16 protein-coding genes are annotated in these 18,892 nt (G+C 70.7%); 7 read left to right on the top strand and 9 right to left on the bottom strand.

All coding sequences use genetic code 11. The features are described from left to right. Positions 1–25 precede the first annotated feature (25 nt). Positions 26–1,558: an ATP-dependent DNA ligase gene (locus ACFPLC_RS06570; RefSeq protein ID WP_378189046.1), complete on the top strand. Its 1,533-nt coding sequence runs from the start codon at positions 26–28 to the stop codon at positions 1,556–1,558. A gap of 90 nt (positions 1,559–1,648) precedes the next feature. Further along, on the top strand, positions 1,649–2,263 hold the full coding sequence (locus ACFPLC_RS06575; RefSeq protein ID WP_378189047.1) for a Pr6Pr family membrane protein: 615 nt from the start codon (positions 1,649–1,651) through the stop codon (positions 2,261–2,263). On the opposite strand, the gene ACFPLC_RS06580 is transcribed toward ACFPLC_RS06575, so the two are convergent. After that, positions 2,260–3,468: an NADH:flavin oxidoreductase/NADH oxidase family protein gene (locus ACFPLC_RS06580; RefSeq protein ID WP_378189048.1), complete on the bottom strand. Its 1,209-nt coding sequence runs from the start codon at positions 3,466–3,468 to the stop codon at positions 2,260–2,262. The two genes, ACFPLC_RS06575 and ACFPLC_RS06580, sit on opposite strands and share 4 nt — an antisense overlap. A gap of 161 nt (positions 3,469–3,629) precedes the next feature. Between ACFPLC_RS06580 and ACFPLC_RS06585 the strand changes: the two genes are divergently transcribed. Beyond that, entirely contained in the window at positions 3,630–4,520 is an 891-nt protein-coding gene (locus ACFPLC_RS06585) for an IS982 family transposase (RefSeq protein ID WP_378189049.1), read from the top strand. Positions 4,521–4,538: 18 nt separating this feature from the next. Here the strand turns inward: ACFPLC_RS06585 and ACFPLC_RS06590 are convergent. Beyond that, a protein-coding gene (locus tag ACFPLC_RS06590) for an IS5 family transposase (RefSeq protein ID WP_417281639.1) occupies positions 4,539–5,419 on the bottom strand; the annotation gives its coding sequence in 2 pieces (ribosomal slippage) (positions 4,539–5,026 and positions 5,026–5,419; 882 coding nt in all). Between the two features lie 190 nt (positions 5,420–5,609). Here ACFPLC_RS06590 and ACFPLC_RS06595 point away from each other — a divergent pair. Next, on the top strand, positions 5,610–6,248 hold the full coding sequence (locus ACFPLC_RS06595) for an MBL fold metallo-hydrolase (protein WP_378207287.1): 639 nt from the start codon (positions 5,610–5,612) through the stop codon (positions 6,246–6,248). A gap of 13 nt (positions 6,249–6,261) precedes the next feature. Here ACFPLC_RS06595 and ACFPLC_RS06600 read toward each other — a convergent pair whose 3' ends face one another. After that, on the bottom strand, positions 6,262–6,846 hold the full coding sequence (locus ACFPLC_RS06600) for a hypothetical protein (RefSeq protein ID WP_378235728.1): 585 nt from the start codon (positions 6,844–6,846) through the stop codon (positions 6,262–6,264). Further along, on the bottom strand, positions 6,771–7,238 hold the full coding sequence (locus tag ACFPLC_RS06605) for a DUF309 domain-containing protein (RefSeq protein ID WP_378207282.1): 468 nt from the start codon (positions 7,236–7,238) through the stop codon (positions 6,771–6,773). The genes ACFPLC_RS06600 and ACFPLC_RS06605 overlap by 76 nt, the downstream gene beginning before the upstream one ends. A 43-nt stretch (positions 7,239–7,281) precedes the next feature. Between ACFPLC_RS06605 and guaB1 the strand changes: the two genes are divergently transcribed. Next, positions 7,282–8,721, top strand: coding sequence for a GMP reductase (guaB1, locus tag ACFPLC_RS06610; protein WP_378207279.1), 1,440 nt, complete (start codon positions 7,282–7,284; stop codon positions 8,719–8,721). Between the two features lie 67 nt (positions 8,722–8,788). On the opposite strand, the gene ACFPLC_RS06615 is transcribed toward guaB1, so the two are convergent. From ACFPLC_RS06615 to ACFPLC_RS06625, 3 genes are all read right to left on the bottom strand, one after another. Further along, the gene (locus ACFPLC_RS06615; RefSeq protein ID WP_378207276.1) at positions 8,789–11,860 is read right to left on the bottom strand and encodes an amidohydrolase family protein; all 3,072 of its coding nucleotides are present in this window, start codon (positions 11,858–11,860) and stop codon (positions 8,789–8,791) included. A 148-nt stretch (positions 11,861–12,008) separates the two neighbouring features. Then, positions 12,009–13,301 carry a PhoH family protein gene (locus tag ACFPLC_RS06620; RefSeq protein ID WP_191314883.1) on the bottom strand — a complete coding sequence of 431 codons (1,293 nt, stop codon included), beginning with the start codon at positions 13,299–13,301 and terminating at the stop codon, positions 12,009–12,011. A gap of 458 nt (positions 13,302–13,759) precedes the next feature. Beyond that, positions 13,760–14,536: an isoprenyl transferase gene (locus ACFPLC_RS06625; RefSeq protein ID WP_378207272.1), complete on the bottom strand. Its 777-nt coding sequence runs from the start codon at positions 14,534–14,536 to the stop codon at positions 13,760–13,762. A 90-nt stretch (positions 14,537–14,626) separates the two neighbouring features. Here ACFPLC_RS06625 and trhA point away from each other — a divergent pair, with 90 nt between their 5' ends. Continuing rightward, complete coding sequence (gene trhA / locus ACFPLC_RS06630; RefSeq protein ID WP_378207269.1) at positions 14,627–15,292, top strand: PAQR family membrane homeostasis protein TrhA; 666 nt, start codon at positions 14,627–14,629, stop codon at positions 15,290–15,292. A gap of 77 nt (positions 15,293–15,369) precedes the next feature. Here trhA and ACFPLC_RS06635 read toward each other — a convergent pair whose 3' ends face one another. Then, complete coding sequence (locus tag ACFPLC_RS06635; RefSeq protein WP_378207266.1) at positions 15,370–15,843, bottom strand: carboxymuconolactone decarboxylase family protein; 474 nt, start codon at positions 15,841–15,843, stop codon at positions 15,370–15,372. A gap of 308 nt (positions 15,844–16,151) precedes the next feature. Here ACFPLC_RS06635 and ACFPLC_RS06640 point away from each other — a divergent pair, with 308 nt between their 5' ends. Further along, positions 16,152–16,898, top strand: a complete 747-nt coding sequence (locus ACFPLC_RS06640) for a DUF2382 domain-containing protein (protein ID WP_378207263.1) — start codon at positions 16,152–16,154, stop codon at positions 16,896–16,898. Positions 16,899–16,955: 57 nt separating this feature from the next. On the opposite strand, the gene ACFPLC_RS06645 is transcribed toward ACFPLC_RS06640, so the two are convergent. Continuing rightward, complete coding sequence (locus ACFPLC_RS06645) at positions 16,956–18,845, bottom strand: acyl-CoA dehydrogenase family protein (RefSeq protein ID WP_378207260.1); 1,890 nt, start codon at positions 18,843–18,845, stop codon at positions 16,956–16,958. Between the last annotated feature and the right edge of the window lie 47 nt (positions 18,846–18,892).

An 18,892-nucleotide genomic window follows, 5' to 3' on the forward strand; every position in this document is an offset into this window, starting at 1 on the left:
CGGTGGTCCGGGTCATGATGTCCGGGTGCTGCTGAGCGAGTTGGTCCGCGCGTCCGCCGAACTGGCGGCGACCAGGTCCAGGAAGGCGAAGATCGCCGTCCTGGCCGCCGTGCTGCGCGCGGCGGAGATCGCCGAGCTGACCGCGGTGGTCGCCTACCTCACGGGGCAGACGGCGCAGGACAGGCTGGGTGCGGGCTGGCGCACCCTGGCCGCGCTGGGCGCCGATCCCGCACCGGAGCCGGTGATCCCGGTGCTCGAAGTGGACGCGGCCCTGACGGCGGCCGCGGGCGTGGCGGCGGGCACCGGGTCGAACACGCGGCGGCAGGAGGTGCTGCGCGCGCTGTTCACCCGGCTGACGAAGGACGAGCAGCAGTTCCTGTTCCGGCTGGTCACCGGCGAGCTGCGGCAGGGCGCACTGGAGGGCGTGATGGTCGACGCCATCGCGGCCGCGGCCGCGGTGCCGGCCGAGGACGTGCGGCGGGCCTTCATGCTGTCCGGCAAGCTCGGCGTCACCGCAGTCGCGGCGCTGACCGGCGGGCAGGCGGCGCTGGCGGAGTTCCGGCTCACCCTCGGCACGCCGATCAAGCCGATGCTGGCGTCGCCGGCGGAGTCGCTCGACGAAGCCGTCGCCGAGCACGCCGAGGCGATCGTCGAGTACAAAATGGACGGTGCGCGGATCCAGGTGCACCGCCAGGGCGACGAGGTGCACGTCTGGACGAGGACGTTGCGCGAGATCACCGGGAGCGTGCAGGAGCTGGTGGAGCTCGTGCGGGCGCTGCCGTGCGAGTCGGTGGTGCTCGACGGCGAAACCCTGGCCCTGACCGACGCCGGGCGACCGCGGCCGTTCCAGGACACGATGAGCCGCTTCGGCAGCACCCGCGAGGAACAGGTCAAGGCGCTGCTGCTGCGGCCGTACTTCTTCGACTGCCTGCACCTCGACGGCGTCGACCTGCTGGACGCGCCGCTCTCGGAGCGCAACGCGGCGCTGCGCAAGGTCGCCGGGGCGCACGTGATCCCCGGCGAGGTCGGCACCGCGGGGGCCGCCGCCGTGCTGGAGGCGGCGATGGAAGCCGGCCACGAAGGGGTGATGGTCAAGGACCTGGCGTCGCCGTACGCGGCCGGGCGGCGCGGGCGGGCGTGGCTGAAGGTCAAGCCGGTGCACACGATCGACCTGGTGGTGCTGGCGGCGGAGTGGGGCCACGGCCGGCGCACCGGCACGCTGTCGAACCTGCACCTCGGCGCCCGCGATCCGGACGGCGGCCCGCCGATCATGGTGGGCAAGACGTTCAAGGGCATGACCGACGAGCTGCTGGCGTGGCAGACGAGGACGTTCCAGGAGATCGAGACCCACCGCGACGACTGGACGGTGTACGTCCGGCCGGAGATCGTGGTGGAGATCGAGCTGGACAGCGCGCAGGTTTCCACGCGCTATCCCGGTGGCCTGGCGCTGCGGTTCGCCCGGGTGGTGCGCTACCGCCCGGACAAGGACCCCGCCGAGGCCGACACGATCGACACGGTCCGCGGCCTGCTCCACGGCGACCGGACGGAAGGGGGCTGACGAAGGTCGGTGGTGCCCGCTCGCCGGCCGAAGTGGACGTCACCGGGGCGCACCCACCCCGACGGTCCACAGTGGAGTTAAGCTCCGCGGATGCGCAGCGAGAAGCTCACCCGGGCCTGGTTCGCGGTCACCGCCGTCGTCGCACTGGCCGGGCTGGTCACCCAGGTGGTCGCGACGGCCACCGACGCCGACGGGCAGGTCGCGAACCTGCTCTGCTTCTTCACGATCGACTCGAATCTGCTGGTCATGATCACCGCGGCCCTGGTCGCGCTGGGCCGGGCCCGCGGCCGGCTGTTCACCGTCCTCTGGCTCGACGCGCTGGTCGGCATCATCGTGACCGGCATCGTCTACCAGGTCGCCTTGGCCGGCCTGTACGAGCTGCACGGCCTTTCGCTCGTGTCGGACACGATGCTGCACAAGGTGACACCGATCCTGTTCGTGCTCGGCTGGCTCCTGACCGGCCCCCGCGGAGCCCTGACGTGGCGCACGGTCTGGTGGTCGCTGCTGTACCCGCTCGCCTGGCTCGCGTTCACGCTCCCGCGCGGGGCGATCACCGGCTTCTACCCGTACCCGTTCGTCGACGCGGGCGCGCTCGGCTACGGCCAGGTGACGCTCAACTGCGTGTTCATCGGGCTCTTCTTCACCGCGCTCGCCGCGGGCGCGTTCCTGTACGACCGCCGGTTCGCGCGGGCCGAAGCCGCTTAACCGCGGACGCGGCGGAACGCGTTGAGCCCGTCGGTCAGCCCGGCCCGCACCAGCGTCGGCAGCGCGCCCCGCCGGTCGACCGGCTTGCCGGCCGCGATCCGGTGCATCTGCCGCGTGTGCCACTGGATCTCCAGCAAGCTGTCGGCCAGCCGGATGCCGGTCTTCGGGCAGAGCCGCTCCGCGCGGGCGTCCTCGCCGTCGAGCAGCCGGGCCGGCAGCCCGGGGTCGACGACCAGCGGCCGGCCCAGCCCGATCACGTCCACTTCGCCCGAGCGCAACGCGGCTTCCATCCCGCCCGCGGTGGTGAACCCGCCGGTGACCATCAAAGCGACGTCGGAGATTGCCCGCGCTTTCGCCGCGTACTCCAGGAAGTACGCCTCGCGCGCCTGGCTGCTCGCGCGTCCGGAGCCCATCATCGCGGCCTTCTCGTAGGTGCCGCCCGAGACTTCCAGCAGGTCGATGCCGGCTTCGCCGAGTTCCCGCACGACCTCCAGCGACTCCTCCTCGGTGAAGCCGCCGCGCTGGAAGTCCGCGCTGTTCAGCTTCACCGACACCGGTACGGCGTCCCCGACGGCCGCGCGCACCCGTCGGACCACCTCGAGCAGGAACCGGCGGCGGCGGACGGCGTCACCGCCCCAGGCGTCCGTGCGGAGGTTCGTCAGCGGCGAAAGAAACTGGGACACGAGGTAGCCGTGCGCGCCGTGGATCTGGACGCCGTGAAAGCCCGCGTCGGCGAAAGTCCGCGCCGCCACGGCGAAGCGCTCGATGATCGCTTCGATCTCCGAGCCGGTCAACGCGCGCGGCGGCGCGAAGGCGGTCCGGATGCCCCGGTTGCCGAACGGCACGGCGGAGGGCGCCACCGGTTCGCGCGAAAGGTACCGCGGGCTCTGCCGCCCGGGGTGGTTCAGCTGCACCCACAGCTGGGTGTCCGTGCCCTCGACCGCGCGCGCCCAGTGCCGGAAGCCGCGCGGATCCGCGGTCGCGGCGACGTTGCGCGGCTCGCCGAGCGCGGCCGGGTCGACCATGACGTTCCCGGTGACCAACGCGCCCGCCCCGCCGCGGGCCCAGGTCCGGTACAGCTCGAACAGTTCGCGAGTCGGGGCGTTGCGGCGGTCGCCGAGCTGCTCGCTCAAGGCCGACTTCACCAGGCGGTTCGGCAGGACCGCTCCGCACCGCAGCTTCAGCGGTTCCGCCGTGAGCGTCATCGCGACACCTCTCCAACTTACTCTCGGTAAGGTGACTCGACGGTAGCATACCGTCGGTATGTCCTCCACCCGGCGAACGACCACTAGATGGTTGATTCCGTGAAGATCACGTGAAGGAGGCCGCTGTGCGGGCATGGGGGGAGGGTGTCCAAGATCGAACTGTGACGAAAGACCTGAACACCCTCCTGACCGCACTTTACGTGCTGATCGACGACCACGTGGTCCCGCCCCGTACCGGCCGTGGCCGGCGACCGGAGCTGACCGACAGTGAGCTGATCACCATGGCCGTGGCTCAGATGCTGCAGCGCTACGACAGCCACCGGCGCTGGATCCGGCACATCCACGCCGACACCGAGTGGCGCGCGATGTTCCCGGCCATGCTGACCCAGTCCGGCTACCACAAACGGCTCAAGTCATCACAGCCTTTGTTGTGCAAAGCGATTCTCACACTGGCCGCGTGCAGCCCGTCCTGGTTCGACGACCTGTGGATCACCGACGCGACCCCGGTGTCGTGCGGGATGTCGCGGGAAACGGTCAAGCGCTCCGACCTGGCCGGGCTGGCCAGTTACGGCTACTGCGCATCACACTCCCGGTGGTACTGGGGCCTGAAGCTCTACCTCGTCTGCGCCGGTGGCGGGATGCCGGTCATGTGGTGCCTGGCCAACCCAAAACTCGGTGAACGCGAAGTCCTGGCCGCCCTGCTCGAGAACAACCTTCACCTCATCCGAGACGGCCAGACCCTGCTGGCCGACAAAGGCTTCGCCGGCAAGGAGTTCAAGCAACTGACCGCAGCGAAGGGCCTGCAGCTGCTGCGCCCCGACCGCCGCGACGAGACCTACCGCAACGGTGATCTCGGCGGCGTTCGCCAGCGCATCGAATCGGTCAACCAGACCCTCAAAGGCCAGCTTGGCCTCGAAACCCACGGCGGACGCACACCGGCAGGAGTGTTCACCCGGGTCGCCCAACGCCTGCTGGCCATGGCCGCCGCCATCTGGCACAACTGGACCACCGGCCTGACCAGCAAACGCTCACTCATCGCCTACGACCACTAGGGCCTGTATCGAAGTGGGTCAGAGCCATTCGTTGATCGCGGCGACGTGCACGGTGGCTTCGTAGCGGACGGCGAGTTTGTCGTAGCGGGTGGCCACGCCACGGTGGCGTTTGAGCCGGTTGATGCCGCATTCCACGGCGTGCCGCTGTTTGTAGGTTTCGGGGTCGAAGGCCGGTGGCCGGCCGCCCTTCGACCCCTTGGCCTTGCGGTGCGCGTCCTGATCAGCCTTGCTCGGAATGGTCGCCTTGATCCCACGTCCGCGCAGGTGAGCCCGGTTGGCTTTTGAGGTGTAAGCCTTGTCCGCCAGGACCCGGTCCGGACGCGTCCGCGGCCGCCCACCACCGGTCAGCCGGGGCACCCGGATCCCGGCCAGGACGGGGATGAACTGCGGGCTGTCGCCGCGCTGCCCGGCGGTCAGCACGATCGACAACGGCTTCTGGCCCTGCTCACAGCCCAGATGCAGCTTCGTGGTCAGGCCACCGCGAGACCGGCCCAACGCATGATCCTCCGGCTCGACGGTGACCCCGCCCGGCGGCTCGACCTGCAGATCCCCCTTTTCCGCGCCCCCGCGGCATGCTGATGAGCCCGCGCGATCGTGGAATCCACGCTGACATCCCACGTGATCCGCCCCTGGGCTTCGGCCAGAGCCTGCAACGCGGTCAAAATCCGCTGCCAGACCCCCGCCCGCTGCCACCGCCGAAACAACCCATAAACCGCCGCCCACGACCCATAAACCTCGGGCATGTCCCGCCACGGCGCACCGGTGCGCACCCGCCACCGGATCCCATCGATCAACTGCCGTCTGCTCCACAACGACGGCCGACCCGGCCGCGACGGCACCGGCAGCAACGGCTCCAGCACCGCCCACTGCTCGTCAGTCAGGTCGAACCGCCCCGCCACCGCTAAGGTGTCCACGAGGTCTCCGGTAGTACTTAGGTTCTTCTTGGTCGACGAACCAACTACCGGAGACCTCACCCATTTCCGGTCACCAACACGCCCAACCCAGCCGACTCCAGCTCAACTGCCCGAGCCGACTTCGATACAGGCCCTAACACCAACTTCACGGAATCACTCATCTAGGGTCGGGCGCATGACGGCGATCGTGCAGAACCTGGTGACCTCTGGCGTCTTCCGGCTCGACGGGGGCAGCTGGGACGTCGACAACAACGTCTGGCTCCTCGGCGACGACACGGAGGTGATCGTGATCGACGCGGCACACGACGCGAAGGCCATCGCCAACGTCGTGGGCGAACGGAAGCTGGCCGCGATCGTCTGCACCCACGCGCACAACGACCACGTCAACGCCGCACCGGAACTGGCGGCCGCGACCGGCGCGCCGATCCTGCTGCACCCGGACGACCGGGTCGTCTGGGACCTCACGCACCCGGACCGCGCCCCGGACGGCGAACTGGCCGACGGCCAGAAGCTCACCATCGCGGGCACCGAGCTCCGCGTCATCCACACCCCGGGGCACGCGCCGGGCGCGGTGTGCCTGTACGCGGCGGAGCTGGGTGTCCTGTTCACCGGCGACACGCTGTTCCACGGCGGCCCGGGCGCCACCGGCCGGTCCTATTCGGACTACCCGACGATCGTGCGGTCCATCCGGGAAAAGCTCTTCGCGCTCCCGGAGGCGACGAAGGTCCACACCGGACACGGCGAAGGCACGACGATCGGCGCCGAGAAGGCCGCGTCGGACGGCTGGGAACAGCCCCAGGCGGAACTTTCATAGGGAAAGTGACACTTCAGGAGGTGTGCTTCCGGGCGACGAGGGCGAACTCCTCGATCGCCCGGTCGAAGGCGGCGCTGGCCTCCCGAACCGGCGTGGGCAGGAATCTCCGGTCGAACTTCCCGTCGTCGTCGAGCTCCCACCGGGTGTGGTGGAGCTCCATCTCCTTCCGGCGGAGCACGTTCGCCTGCTCGACCAGCTCGTCCGGCCCGCTCATCACGAGCAGCCCGTAGAACGCCCGCATCTCGGTGCGAGCCGTGTAGTACGCGTCTTCGAACTCGATCTCGCGCTGTGCATCGGTCTCGGCCTCTTCGTGCAGCCGCCGGCGACGGTGGATCACGTTGATGTCGACGATGTGCTTGCGAGCCCGCGTCGCGGCCTCGATCAGCCCGGCACAGCGGTCGGCGCGGTCCTGCCGCAGCTTCGCCCGCCGCGCCGCGTTCAGCTTCAGCGGCTCGAGCAGCGCGCCCAGCGTCACGCCGACCAGCGAGGCCATCGCCGCAATGACCGCGGCCCCGAGGGCCGTCAGCACGTCAGCCGCGGCGCGCTCGGCGACACCCGGACTCGCGACTTCGCTTCGGCCGCGAGCGCGAGCGCCCACTCCTGCAGCCCGGCGACGTCGATGCCGTGCGGTGGGCCGTCCCGGAACGGCTCGATGTTCGCCGCCCCGCGCTCCAGCAGGGACGCCGCGCCGACGTTGTTGCCGCGCGCCGCGTGCGTCAGGCCCACCGCGAGCTGGGCGAGGCCGCGCCAGAGCTCGCGGTCGGGGCCGTCGGTGGTCTTCCAGGCGTCTTCGAAGACCTCGTGCGCGTGGAACGGCTTGCCGTCGTCGAGCAGCCGCTGGGCCTCCGCGAGCGTTTGCGCGGGGGTGCGCTCGATGCCTTCGGGCTGGCGTTCGACGCCGTCCGCGCCGTACGGCAGCGGCCGGCCGAGGCCGTCGCGCGGCCGTGCGTTGCGTGCCCGTCCCTCGGCGTCCCGGTCGCGGCGGCTCATGCCCCCGATCCTGCCACGGGCCCGGCAGGTAGTCTGGTGACTCGTGCGTTTCCTCGACGGCCACCGGCCTGCCCACGACCTGACCTACGACGACGTGTTCCTGCTGCCGAACCGTTCGGACGTGGAGTCCCGCTTCGACGTCGACCTCGCCACCGCGGACGGCACCGGTGCGACGATCCCGATCGTGGTCGCCAACATGACCGCGGTCGCCGGCCGCCGGATGGCCGAGACCGTCGCCCGCCGCGGCGGGCTGGTCGTGCTGCCGCAGGACGTCGACAGCGCCGCCGTCGCCGAGATCGTCGGCTGGGTCAAGAGCCGCCACACGGTGTGGGACACGCCACTGGTGCTCACCGGCGGTGACGCGGTCGCCGACGCCCTCAACCTGGTCCACAAGCGGGCCCACGGCGCTGTCGTCGTCGTGGACGGCGAAGGCCGCCCGGTCGGCATCGTCGACGAAGCGGCCTGCGCGGGTGTCGACCGCTTCGCGCGGCTCGCCGACGTCGCGCAGCCGCCGACCGTCGCGGTTCCGCTCACCACGTCGGCGCGCGAGGTGTTCGAGCTGCTGAACAGCCACGGCGCCCAGCTGGCGCTCGGCCTCGACGCCGACGGCCGGCTCGCGGGCGTCCTCACCGCCGTCGGCGCTCTGCGCGCGGAGATCTACACCCCGGCCGTCGACGACGCGGGCAAGCTGCGCGTCGCCGCCGCGGTCGGCGTCAACGGCGACGTCGCGGCCAAGGCCGAGGCGGTCCTGAAGGCCGGCGTCGACGTGCTGGTCGTCGACACCGCGCACGGGCACCAGGAGAAGATGATCGCCGCGCTGAAGGCCGTCCGGTCGGTGTCGCCGCAGGTCCCGGTGGTCGCCGGGAACGTGGTCACCGCCGAGGGCACGCGTGACCTGATCCAGGCCGGCGCCGACGTCGTCAAGGTCGGCGTCGGGCCGGGCGCGATGTGCACCACCCGGATGATGACCGGCGTGGGCCGCCCGCAGTTCTCCGCGGTCGCCGACTGCGCGGCCGCCGCGCGCGAGCTGGGCAAGCACGTCTGGGCCGACGGCGGCGTCCGCCACCCGCGTGACGTCGCGCTGGCGCTGGCCGCCGGCGCGTCCGCGGCGATGGTCGGCTCGTGGTTCGCCGGCACCTACGAATCCCCCGGCGACCTGCGGTTCGACGAGCAGGGCCGCCCCTACAAGGAGTCGTTCGGCATGGCGTCGAAGCGCGCGGTGGGCGCGCGGACCCGCACGGACAACTCGTTCGACCGCGCGCGCAAGGCGCTGTTCGAAGAGGGCATCTCGTCGTCGCGGATGTCGCTGGACCCGCAGCGCCCGGGTGTCGAGGACCTGCTGGACTCGATCGGCTCCGGCGTGCGCTCGTCCTGCACCTACGCGGGCGCGCGGACCCTGGAAGAGTTCCACGAGCGCGCGGTCTTGGGTGTCCAGTCGGCGGCCGGCTTCGCCGAAGGCCGCCCCCTCCCCTCCGGCTGGTGACCGCGGTCGTGAGTGCGTAACAGTGTTAGAACACTGTTACGCACTCACGACAACTGCGGGAGGGTGCTCAGCCCGCGCAGCAGACGTGTTCGGACCACTCCGGAACGTGCCACCAGTGCTGTTTCTCCGCTGACCGGGCCGCGGGCGCCACTTCGGTGGCCGCCCGGGGGCTCGGCTGGTTCCGGTAGGGCGCCAGCAGTTCGCCGACCGTGCGCAGCACCCCGCCGACCAGCACGGAACGGACGTTCGCGGCCGCCTTGATGTCCTGCAGCGGGTTGCCGCTGACGAGCGACAGATCGGCGTACGCCCCTCGCTTGAGCACCCCGATCCGGTCCTCCAGGCCCAGCCACCGCGCCGGGTTGCGGGTGGCGGTGGTCAGCGCCTCGTACGGCGTGAACCCGAACGCCACCATCGCCCGCAGGTTCTGGTGGGTGGACACGGCCACGTTGTCCAGCGGGGAGTCGGTGCCGGTGACCACGAACCCGCCCGCCCGGTGGATCCGCAGCACCATGTCGACGTTCCCGGCGAGGACCTGGCGGAGGTAGGCGTTCTCCGGGTTGCCCGCGGTGTCCGCCGTGGTCTTGAGCTGCTGGTACTCCCACGGCGGGAAGAGGACCTCGGTGCGCTCGTCGGTCACCAGCGACTTGTCGTCCGCGTACAACGCCCTCGAGGTGAACAGCGTCGGCGTGATCGACATCCCCGAGCGGACGAACAGCGCGATCGCGTCCTGGTACGACCGGCCGATCCGGCTGACCGTGTGCGAGTAGCCGAGCCGGTTGGTGGCACCGGTGTGCTCCATCGCGTCCATGCCGATGTTCGCCGCCGGGTACAGGTAGTGCGACGACAGCGGGATGCCCGCCCGGTGCGCGGCCCGGACCACGGCCTGCTGGTACGCCACGGGAAGCCGGACGTACGTCTTGATCATGTCGTACTCCAGCTCGACCGCGCGGGACAGCTCCAGATCGAGCTGCTCGGGCGAAAGCGTCGGCCGCATGAAGTTGTAGTAGATCCGGGAGCCGTCGATGGCTTCCCCGGTGCCGAAGTACCTCGGCCCGACCCGGTTTCCGGATTCCAGGGCTTCGCGCGTCTCCAGCATCTGGTACACCGGGTCGCCGGGCGAGCGGGTCGTGGTGATGCCGTAGGACAGCCACAGCCTGCCCTGCCGGTCGCCCCACTGCCGGCCGCGCAGGTGCCAGTGGTTGTGGAGGTCGACGAGCCCGGGCATGGCGGTCAGGTCACGCGCGTCGACGGTCCCCGGTGCGTGCTGATGCGGCCGGACGTCGGCGATCCGGCCGCCGTCGACGACGATGTCGACGTCCCGCCGCAGTGTCCGGGCGACGCCGTCCCACGCCGCGCCGACGTGGATGACGGTCCGGCGCGGCGGGCGCGGCCGAGCCCAGGTGAAGTCGAGCCGGATCGTGCGCGGCTCGCCACCGGTGATCTTCTGGGCCTTGAGCTGCCCCTTCGACAGGTACACCAGCGTGTCGTTCCCTCGCCAGGCCAAGGAATCGGTGACGTCGTGGGTGACCTGCCGCGGCGCCCCGATCAGCCGTCCACCGCCGTCGACCGGGGCGATCCAGGCGACGCTTTCGACCGTGAACGCGAGGTACCGCCCGTCGGGTGACCACAGTGGACCGTCGTCGCCGCGGGTGGCGAGCGACCGGAACGGCATCGGCTCGGCGTAGCGGAGTTCGTGCGTCTTCAGGTCGACCGTGAGGATCTGGCTGGTGCCTTCGCGGTACCGCCGCGAATACGGCTTCACCGCGGCCAGCGCGAGCACCGACCCGTCGGGCGACCAGGTGGGCCGGCCCGGCATGAACAGCGGCGGCGTCACCTGCTGGGCCGTGGCCGCGGCCACGTCGTAGACCCACGTGGCGCCGTCCTGGTCGGCGTAGGCCACGCGGCCGCCGTCGGGCGACCACCGCGGCGCTACCTGCGCGCCCGCCTGCTGGGTCAGGACGGTGTCCTGGCCGGTGCCGAGGTCACGCACCCACAGGTCGGCGGTGCCGAGCCGGTCGCTCGTGTAGAGCAGCTTCGTGCCGTCCGGGTGGAAGTCCGGGTCGGAGTTGAAGTAGCCGTCGCCGATCAGCCGCTGCGGCCTGCCTCCGGCCGCCGCGACGACGTAGATCGCGTTGAGGGCCCGGAACGCGATCCGCTTGCCGTCCTTGGACACCACCGGACCGGCGAGGCCCCGGACGGGCTTCGGTGCGGCCGAATCCAGGTCGCGGATTCGCCGCCGGTAGTCACGCGGAGCCGTGGACACGCCCGCTTCGAACGGGATGTCCTTGACGGCGCCGGAAAGTTCGCGCCGCCGGAGGTGCCCGTCGGCGGTGTAGAGCACGGCCGACCCGGTCCAGTTGGCGGGGAAGCCGAAGACGTCCTCGCCCTGGGTGAGCTGCCGGTCGCCGAGCATGAGGTCCGCTTCGGCGCCGCGCAGCCGCAGGTAGCTGGGCTGGTCGCCGGGGCCGAAGGCGGGGCCGTAGAGCTTGTCGGTGCCGGTCGCGGTGACCAGGCGCGTGCGGGCGCCCGTGGCCGGGGTGACGACGTCGATGGCGGTGTCGTTCACCGTGAAGACGAGCTTCGTGCCGTCGGCCGACCACCGCGGCGACGCCTCTTCGTCGGCGGTGGACACCACCGTGCTGATCGCTCCGGAGGCGACGTCGAGCAGGTGGATGCCGTAGCTGCCGTCGCGGTCGCTGCTGAAGGCGAGCTTGGTGCCGTCCGGCGAGAACGCGGGCTCGCGGTGGTCGAACCGCCCGCTGGTGAGCCGGCGCGGCGGCCCGCCGGCGGCGTCGACGACGTACAGGTGGAAGTTGCCGTCGCGGTACGACTGGAACGCGATCCGGCGGCCGTCCGGCGACCAGCTGGGGAGGGTGGCGTCCTGCAGGTCGTCGGTGAGCCGCCGGGCGCGGCCGCCGCCCGCGGGCAGGACCCAGATCCCGGTGACCAGGTCGACCGCGATCCACCGGCCGTCCGGTGACAGCGCGGCGGCCATGTTGGTGCCCTCCCGCAGCACCACCCCGCCCGGTCCGGCGTCCGGTTCGGCCTCGGCCACCCCCGCCCCGGCCACGGTCAGCGCGGCAGCGGCGGCACCACTGCGGACGAGAAGCTCACGACGAGAAAGGTTTTCCGGCCCCATCCGGCCCACTATGCCCAGCGCCGGATCGACCGCATAGCGCCCGAGCGGGTCTTTCACCGGAAGCCCGGCAAGGGCGAGAAGAACTACCAGGGCCGTCGTGAGTGCGTAACAGTGTTAGAACACTGTTACGCACTCACGAGCCACTCGGTCAGCCGTGGTCCTCCAGCATTTCGGTGACCAGGGCGGCGATCGGCGACCGCTCCGAGCGCGTCAGCGTGACGTGCGCGAACAGCGGGTGGCCCTTCAGCTTCTCGATCACCGCCGAGACGCCGTCGTGCCGTCCGACGCGCAGGTTGTCACGCTGGGCGACGTCGTGCGTGAGCACCACCCGTGACGCCGTGCCGAGCCGCGAAAGCACCGTGAGCAGCACGTTGCGCTCCAGCGACTGGGCCTCGTCGACGATCACGAACGTGTCGTGCAGCGAGCGGCCGCGGATGTGGGTCAGCGGGAGCACCTCGAGCATGCCGCGGTCGAAGACCTCGTCGAGGACGTCCTGGCTGACCAGCGCGCCGAGGGTGTCGAACACCGCCTGCGCCCACGGCTGCATCTTCTCGCTCTCGGACCCGGGCAGGTAGCCGAGGTCCTGGCCGCCGACCGCGTAGACCGGCCGGAACACCACGACCTTGCGGTGCTGACGGCGTTCCATCACCGCCTCCAGGCCCGCGCACAACGCGAGCGCCGACTTGCCGGTGCCGGCCCGGCCGCCCAGCGACACGATGCCCACGTCGGAGTCGAGCAGCAGGTCGAGCGCGACGCGCTGCTCGGCGCTGCGGCCGTGCAGGCCGAACGCCTCGCGGTCGCCGCGCACCAGCCGGATGCGCTTGTCCGCCGTGATCCGCCCGAGCGCGCTGGAGCTGCCCGCGAGCAGCCGCAGCCCGGTGTGGCAGGGCAGCCCGGCGAGCTCGTCCATGCCCCATTCGACCGGGTCGACGGTGCTGCCGCCGAAGAGCGCGTCGATGACCTCCTGCTGGACGTCGACGTCGGCCATGCCCGTCCAGCCGGACGGCGTCACTTCCTGCGCGCGGTACTCGTCCGCCTCGAGACCGACGGCCCCGGCCTTGACCCGCAGCGGGATGTCCTTCGTCACCAGCGTGACCGCCTGGTTCTCGGCCGCGAGGTTGAGCGCGCAGGCGAGGATGCGGTGGTCGTTGGAGTCGGTCCGGAACCCGGACGGGAGCACCGACGGGTCCGAGTGGTTCAGCTCCACCTGCAGCGTGCCGCCGTGGTCCCCGATCGGGAGCGGCGCGTCGAGCCTGCCGTACTGCCGGCGCAGGTCGTCGAGCATGCGCAGGGATTCCCGGGCGAACCAGCCCAGCTCCGGGTGGTGGCGCTTCGCCTCCAGTTCACTGATGACGACCAGCGGCAGCACGACGGCGTGCTCGGCGAACCGAGTCACGGCCCACGGGTCCGAAAGGAGGACCGACGTGTCGAGCACGTACATGTGCTGCTGGGATTCGGGCGAGGTCGGGACTTTCTCCGGGCCGGAAACGGCACCGGTCGAAGAGCGGCCAGAGGCCTTACGGGGCAAACGCTGCGCAGTCACGACGGCATCTCCCTCGAGGGCGTGTGCACCTCACGCCCGCACTCGCTGGGCCGGGCACCTCCCTGGCTGGACCACTCCTCCTGACCGGGGTCAGGTGGCGCGGCCACGAGGGCCGGGTGCCGGCCCCCTCGAGCGTCTCGTGGGCGGCTGAGCCGCCCCCTCGATCACCGCCACGACCAGGGCCTCCCGCGAGGACCCGCACGGAACGCGCGCCCTCACCTCGGAAGGTACCCACGAATGCGGGATCGCGCAGGGAGCCAACACGGTGATTCGCCAGATCGTCACCTCACCGTCGGTCGTCCGAAATCAACTCTCGGTGCGCTCCAGGGCCGGTGACCAGCGGCTTTTCGAGTGTTTCACGAGCCGAACCGGCGGTGCCGCCAGGCGTAGTCGCGGATGGCACGCAGGAAGTCGACCCGGCGGAACGCGGGCCAGTACGCCTCGGTGAACCAGAACTCCGAGTGCGCGGACTGCCACAGCAGGAACCCGGAAAGCCGTTGCTCGCCCGAGGTCCGGATGATCAGGTCCGGGTCCGGCTGGCCCGAGGTGTAGAGGTGCTCGGAGATGTGGTCGACGTCGAGGATCTTCGCCAGCTCGTGAATGGACGTTCCCTCGTCGGCGTGCTGGCGCAGCAGCTTGCGCACGGCGTCGGCGATTTCCTGGCGCCCGCCGTAGCCGACCGCGATGTTGACCTCCATCCCGCTGCGCCCCTCGGTCCGGGCGGCGGCCTCGCTCAGTCGCTTTGCGACATCGGCGGGGAGCAGGTCGAGCGCGCCGACGATCCGCAGCCGCCACGGCGTGCCGGGGGCCGCGAGCTCGTCGGTGACGTCGGTGATGATCTTCAGCAGCGGCGTGAGCTCGTCCGGGTCGCGGTTGAGGTTGTCGGTGGACAGGAGCCACATGGTGACGACCTCGACCTCGGCCTCCCGGCACCAGCTCAGGAAGTCCGCGATCTTCTTCGCCCCGGCGCGGTGACCGTCCGAAACGTCCGCGAAGCCCGCTTCCCGGGCCCACCGGCGGTTGCCGTCGAGCATGATGGCGATGTGCCGGGGATGCCGGCCGGCGGCCTGCTGGATGAGGCGCCTGCCGTAGGCGCTGTACACGACGTCGGACAAGAAGGAGCGAACACTCACGTCGAGTCAGCCTACGCACCCCGGTGTGAGGCGTGTGACTTGAGCACTGCCGGAGAACCTACGCTGCCGTAACCTGGATGGGTGAGCCTGATGACGGAACCACCTGAGCCTGTCGTGGACCTCCGCCCCCGGCTGCGCGGGCACATCCACTTCTGGACGTTCTTCGGTGCCCTGGTCGCGGCGGCGACGCTGATCAGCCTGGCGGCGTCCACAGTGTCCCCGGTCGCCGCGCTGGCGACGTCGGTGTACGGGCTGACGGTGCTCGGCCTGTTCGGCGTGAGCGCGCTGTACCACCGCAAGTTCTGGAGCCCGCGCGCGTACAAGTGGATGAAGCGCGCCGACCACTCGATGATCTTCTTGTTCATCGCGGGGACGTACACGCCCTTCACCCTGCTGGCGATGTCGAAGCCGACGGGCTACGTGATCCTGTCGATCGTCTGGGGCGGCGCGATCGCCGGGGTGGCGCTGAAGATGCTGTGGCCGCACGCGCCGCGGTGGCTCGGCGTGCCGATCTACATCGCGTTGGGCTGGGTTGCGGTGTTCGTCTTCCCCGAGCTCGCTTCGCACGCCGGGGTCGCCGCGCTGGTGTTGTTGTGCGTGGGCGGGTTGTTCTACACGCTGGGTGCGGTTTTTTACGCCGTGAAGTGGCCGAACCACTGGCCGGAGACTTTCGGGTACCACGAGTTCTTCCACGCCTGCACGGTATTGGCCGCGGTTTCGCACTACATCGCGATCTGGCTGGCCATGTACGCCTGATCCGGAAACGCAAAAGCGCGGCCCCCGCTCGATTTCGAGCGGGGGCCGCGCTTTCTCCTGACTCCAACCGAGTGTCCTCAGCCGAACATCCCCGGCTGGTACTCGCCCGCCGGGTTGCGGACGATCACGTTCACCCGGTTCCACGCGTTGATCGTCGCCACCAGCGCGATCAGCGCCCCGATCTGCTCGTCGTCGTAGTGCTTGCGCACCGCGGCCCACGTCTCGTCGCTGACGCCGGTGTGCGCGTCCGCCAGGCGGGTGCCCTCCTCCGCCAGCGCCAGGGCCGCGCGCTCCGCCTCGGTGAACACCACCGCTTCGCGCCACGCCGCCACCATCGCCAGGCGGACCGCCGTCTCGCCGGCCGCCGCCGCGTCCTTCGTGTGCATGTCGAGGCACATGCCGCAGCCGTTGATCTGGCTGGCGCGGATCTTCACCAGCTCCTGGGTCGCGTGCGGCAGCGAGGACTCCTCGACCGGGCGGGACGCCGCGATCAGGCGCTTGACGAACTTGCCGGTGATCTCGTTCTCGAACATGTTGATCCGGGCTTCCATGGCCGTTCCCCTTCCATCGTCTGCTTCACCCCCTTGACGACCCGGGCGACGGCGTTGTGACAGCACCCCGCGTGACGCCGGTCACGCCGAAATTCAGGTCCACACCTTCGCGTCCCCCTCCCGGCCGCCGGTCACGCCGGCGGTACCGCACCCGACCTGCGGACAGCACCCGGTCTGGCCAGCGGGCGGCGCTTCAAACGATCACGTTCGGGGGTCACCCACGGGGACACCACGACGGTTGCCGGGGCCGCCGGCGCGGCCGACGGTGGCCTCACCAAGGAATCGACTGTGGAAGGAGCACGACCGCGATGGCCAGGACCCTGCAGCCCCAGGAACTCATCGACAGCGCCGTGGTCGACCCGGCAGGCAACAAGCTCGGGAAGGTCGGCAACGTCTACCTCGCCGACGCGACGCACCAGCCCGAGTGGATCACGGTCAAGACCGGCCTGTTCGGCACCAAGGAGAGCTTCGTCCCGCTCTCCGGCGCGCACACGGACAAGGACGGCGTCCACGTCCAGGTCGACAAGGAAAGCGTGTCCGACGCGCCCCGCATCGACGCCGACGGGCACCTTTCGCCCGAAGAGAGCACGCAGCTCTACCAGCACTACGGCCTCCCCGTGCCGCGCATGTCGCCGGACGGGCGGATGGGCCGGGACAAGGCCGCCACGGGCGAGCGCGGGAAGCGCGACGACCGCACCATGACGCGCTCCGAGGAACGGCTGAACGTCGGGACCGAGCAGGTCGAGACCGGGCACGTGCGGCTGCGCAAGTACGTCGTCACCGAAGAGCAGCAGGTCACCGTGCCGGTGCGGCACGAAGAGGTGCGCATCGAACGGGAGCCGATCACCCGCGGCGACGGACCGGCGGAGATCGGCGAGGCCGAGCAGGACGTCGTCCTGCACGCCGAGAAACCGGTGGTGCGCAAGGAAACCGTGCCCGTCGAGCGGGCGCGCCTGCGGAAGGAGACGGTCAGCGACGAGCAGACCGTGTCCGGCAAGGTCCGCAAGGAGCAGTTCGAAGTCACCGACGACGACCGCAAGCACCGCCGGTCGTGAAGGCTCCCGGGCGGGTGGCCGGTCCCCGATACCGGCCACCCGCCTGGGTCACCACCGTCAGGACGTCAGCATCGGCGCCGCGAGGAACTGCTCCGGGATCGCGAACGCGTCCACCAGCGTGCGCGCGTGCGGGCGCAGCTCCGAGCACAGCCGGTTCACCGCCGACGTGATCGCCTTCGCGCGCGAGGCCGTCAGGCGGCCGTGGCCGAGGAACCAGGCCAGGTCCTCTTCGATCGCCGACAACGCGTACAGGTCGCAGACGCGCTCCAGCAGTGAACGCGCGTCGGGGTCTTCGCAGCGCTCGATGCCGGCCACGAACGCCTCCAGGACCAGCCGCTCGACGTGGACGCGGCCCGCGCGCAGCACGTGGTCCTGCGCCGAGTTGAACACGCCGAACGGGTCCGACGCCGCCTTGCGCAGGCGCTTCGCCACGCCTTCGACGACGTGCTCTTCCCGGTCCTCGAACAGCCGCAGCTGCCACTCGCGGCGGAAGAAGACGTCCGAGTCGGACCCTTCCGTGAGCGACTCGAGTGCCTTGCGGACCGACGTCCGCTCCAGGAGCGTGTTGACCACCTGATCGGTGAAGAACCGGGCCGTCGCCAGCGGCGAGAGATCTTCGAAGTCCTGCTTGTAGCTGGTCAGCAGGCCCTTCGCGACCAGCTGCAGCAGCACCGTGTTGTCGCCTTCGAACGTCGTGAAGACGTCGGTGTCGGCCTTCAGGCCCGGCAGGATGTTCTCCGCCAGGTAGCCCGCGCCGCCGCAGGCCTCGCGCGCGGCCTGGATCGTCGCCGTCGCGTGCCACGTGTTGAGGGCCTTCAACCCGGCCGCGCGCGACTCCAGCTCGCGCTGCTCCTCCTCCGGCGCCGACGTGTCGATGTCGTGCAGCTTCGACACGAGCTCTTCTTGGGCGAAGTTCAGCGCGTACGTCTTGGCCAGCGCCGGCAGCAGCTTCCGCTGGTGGCCGAGGTAATCGAGGATGACGACCTCGTCGCCGTCCGGCTTCATGAACTGGCGCCGGTGCTCGGCGTAGCGGACGGCCAGGGCCAGCGCGCGCTTGGTCGCGCTCCCCGCGCTGCCGCCGACGCTGACCCGGCCGCGGATCAGCGTGCCCAGCATCGTGAAGAACCGGCGGCTGTCGCTTTCGATCGGGCTCGAGTACGTCCCGTCTTCGGCGACGTCACCGAAGCGGTTCAGCAGGGCTTCGCGCGGGACGCGGACGTTGTCGAACGCCAGCCGTCCATTGTCGACACCGTTGAGCCCGGCCTTCGGCCCGCAATCCTCGATGGACACTCCCGGCATCGGTGTGCCGTCTTCGTCGCGGATCGGGACGAGGAACGCGTGCACGCCGCGCTCCTCGGAGCCGGTGATCAGCTGCGCGAAGACCACCGCCAGCCGGCCGTCGCGGGCGGCGTTGCCGATGTATTCCTTGCGGGCCATCGAATCCGGCGTGTTGATGACGAACCCGCCGTCCACGTAGGTCGCCGTGGTGCGCAGGTGCTGGACGTCGGAACCGTGGCCGTGCTCGGTCATCGCGAAGCAGCCCAGCACGTCGAGGTTCATGATCCCGCGCAGGTAGCGCTCGTGGTGGCGTTCGGTGCCGAGCAGCTGGACGGCGCCGCCGAACAGGCCCCACTGGACGCCGGCCTTCACCATCAGCGACAGGTCGCCGTAACCGAGCAGCTCGAAGGACGTCACCGAGCCGCCGACGTCGCCACCGCCGCCGTAGGCCGGGTCGAAGCCCAGGCCGGGGCGGTCGGTCGCGGCGAGCGCGCGCAGCTGGTCGAGCACCTGGGCGCGGTGCGCCTCGATGCCGAGGTCCACCGGGTCCCGGAACTCGGCGTCGGCCATCTGCGCCCGCACCCCGCGGCGCAGCTCGGCCCAGCGACCGTCGAGGACGGCGGTCAGTGCGTCCGGATCCACCTTCGAGGGCACTTCGGGGACGTCCACGGCTACCTCCGGAAAGGACGAACGGCAGGCTTCCTACTCGTTGGTAG

This window comes from Amycolatopsis plumensis (assembly GCF_042652605.1).
Taxonomy (GTDB): Bacteria; Actinomycetota; Actinomycetes; order Mycobacteriales; family Pseudonocardiaceae; genus Amycolatopsis; species Amycolatopsis plumensis.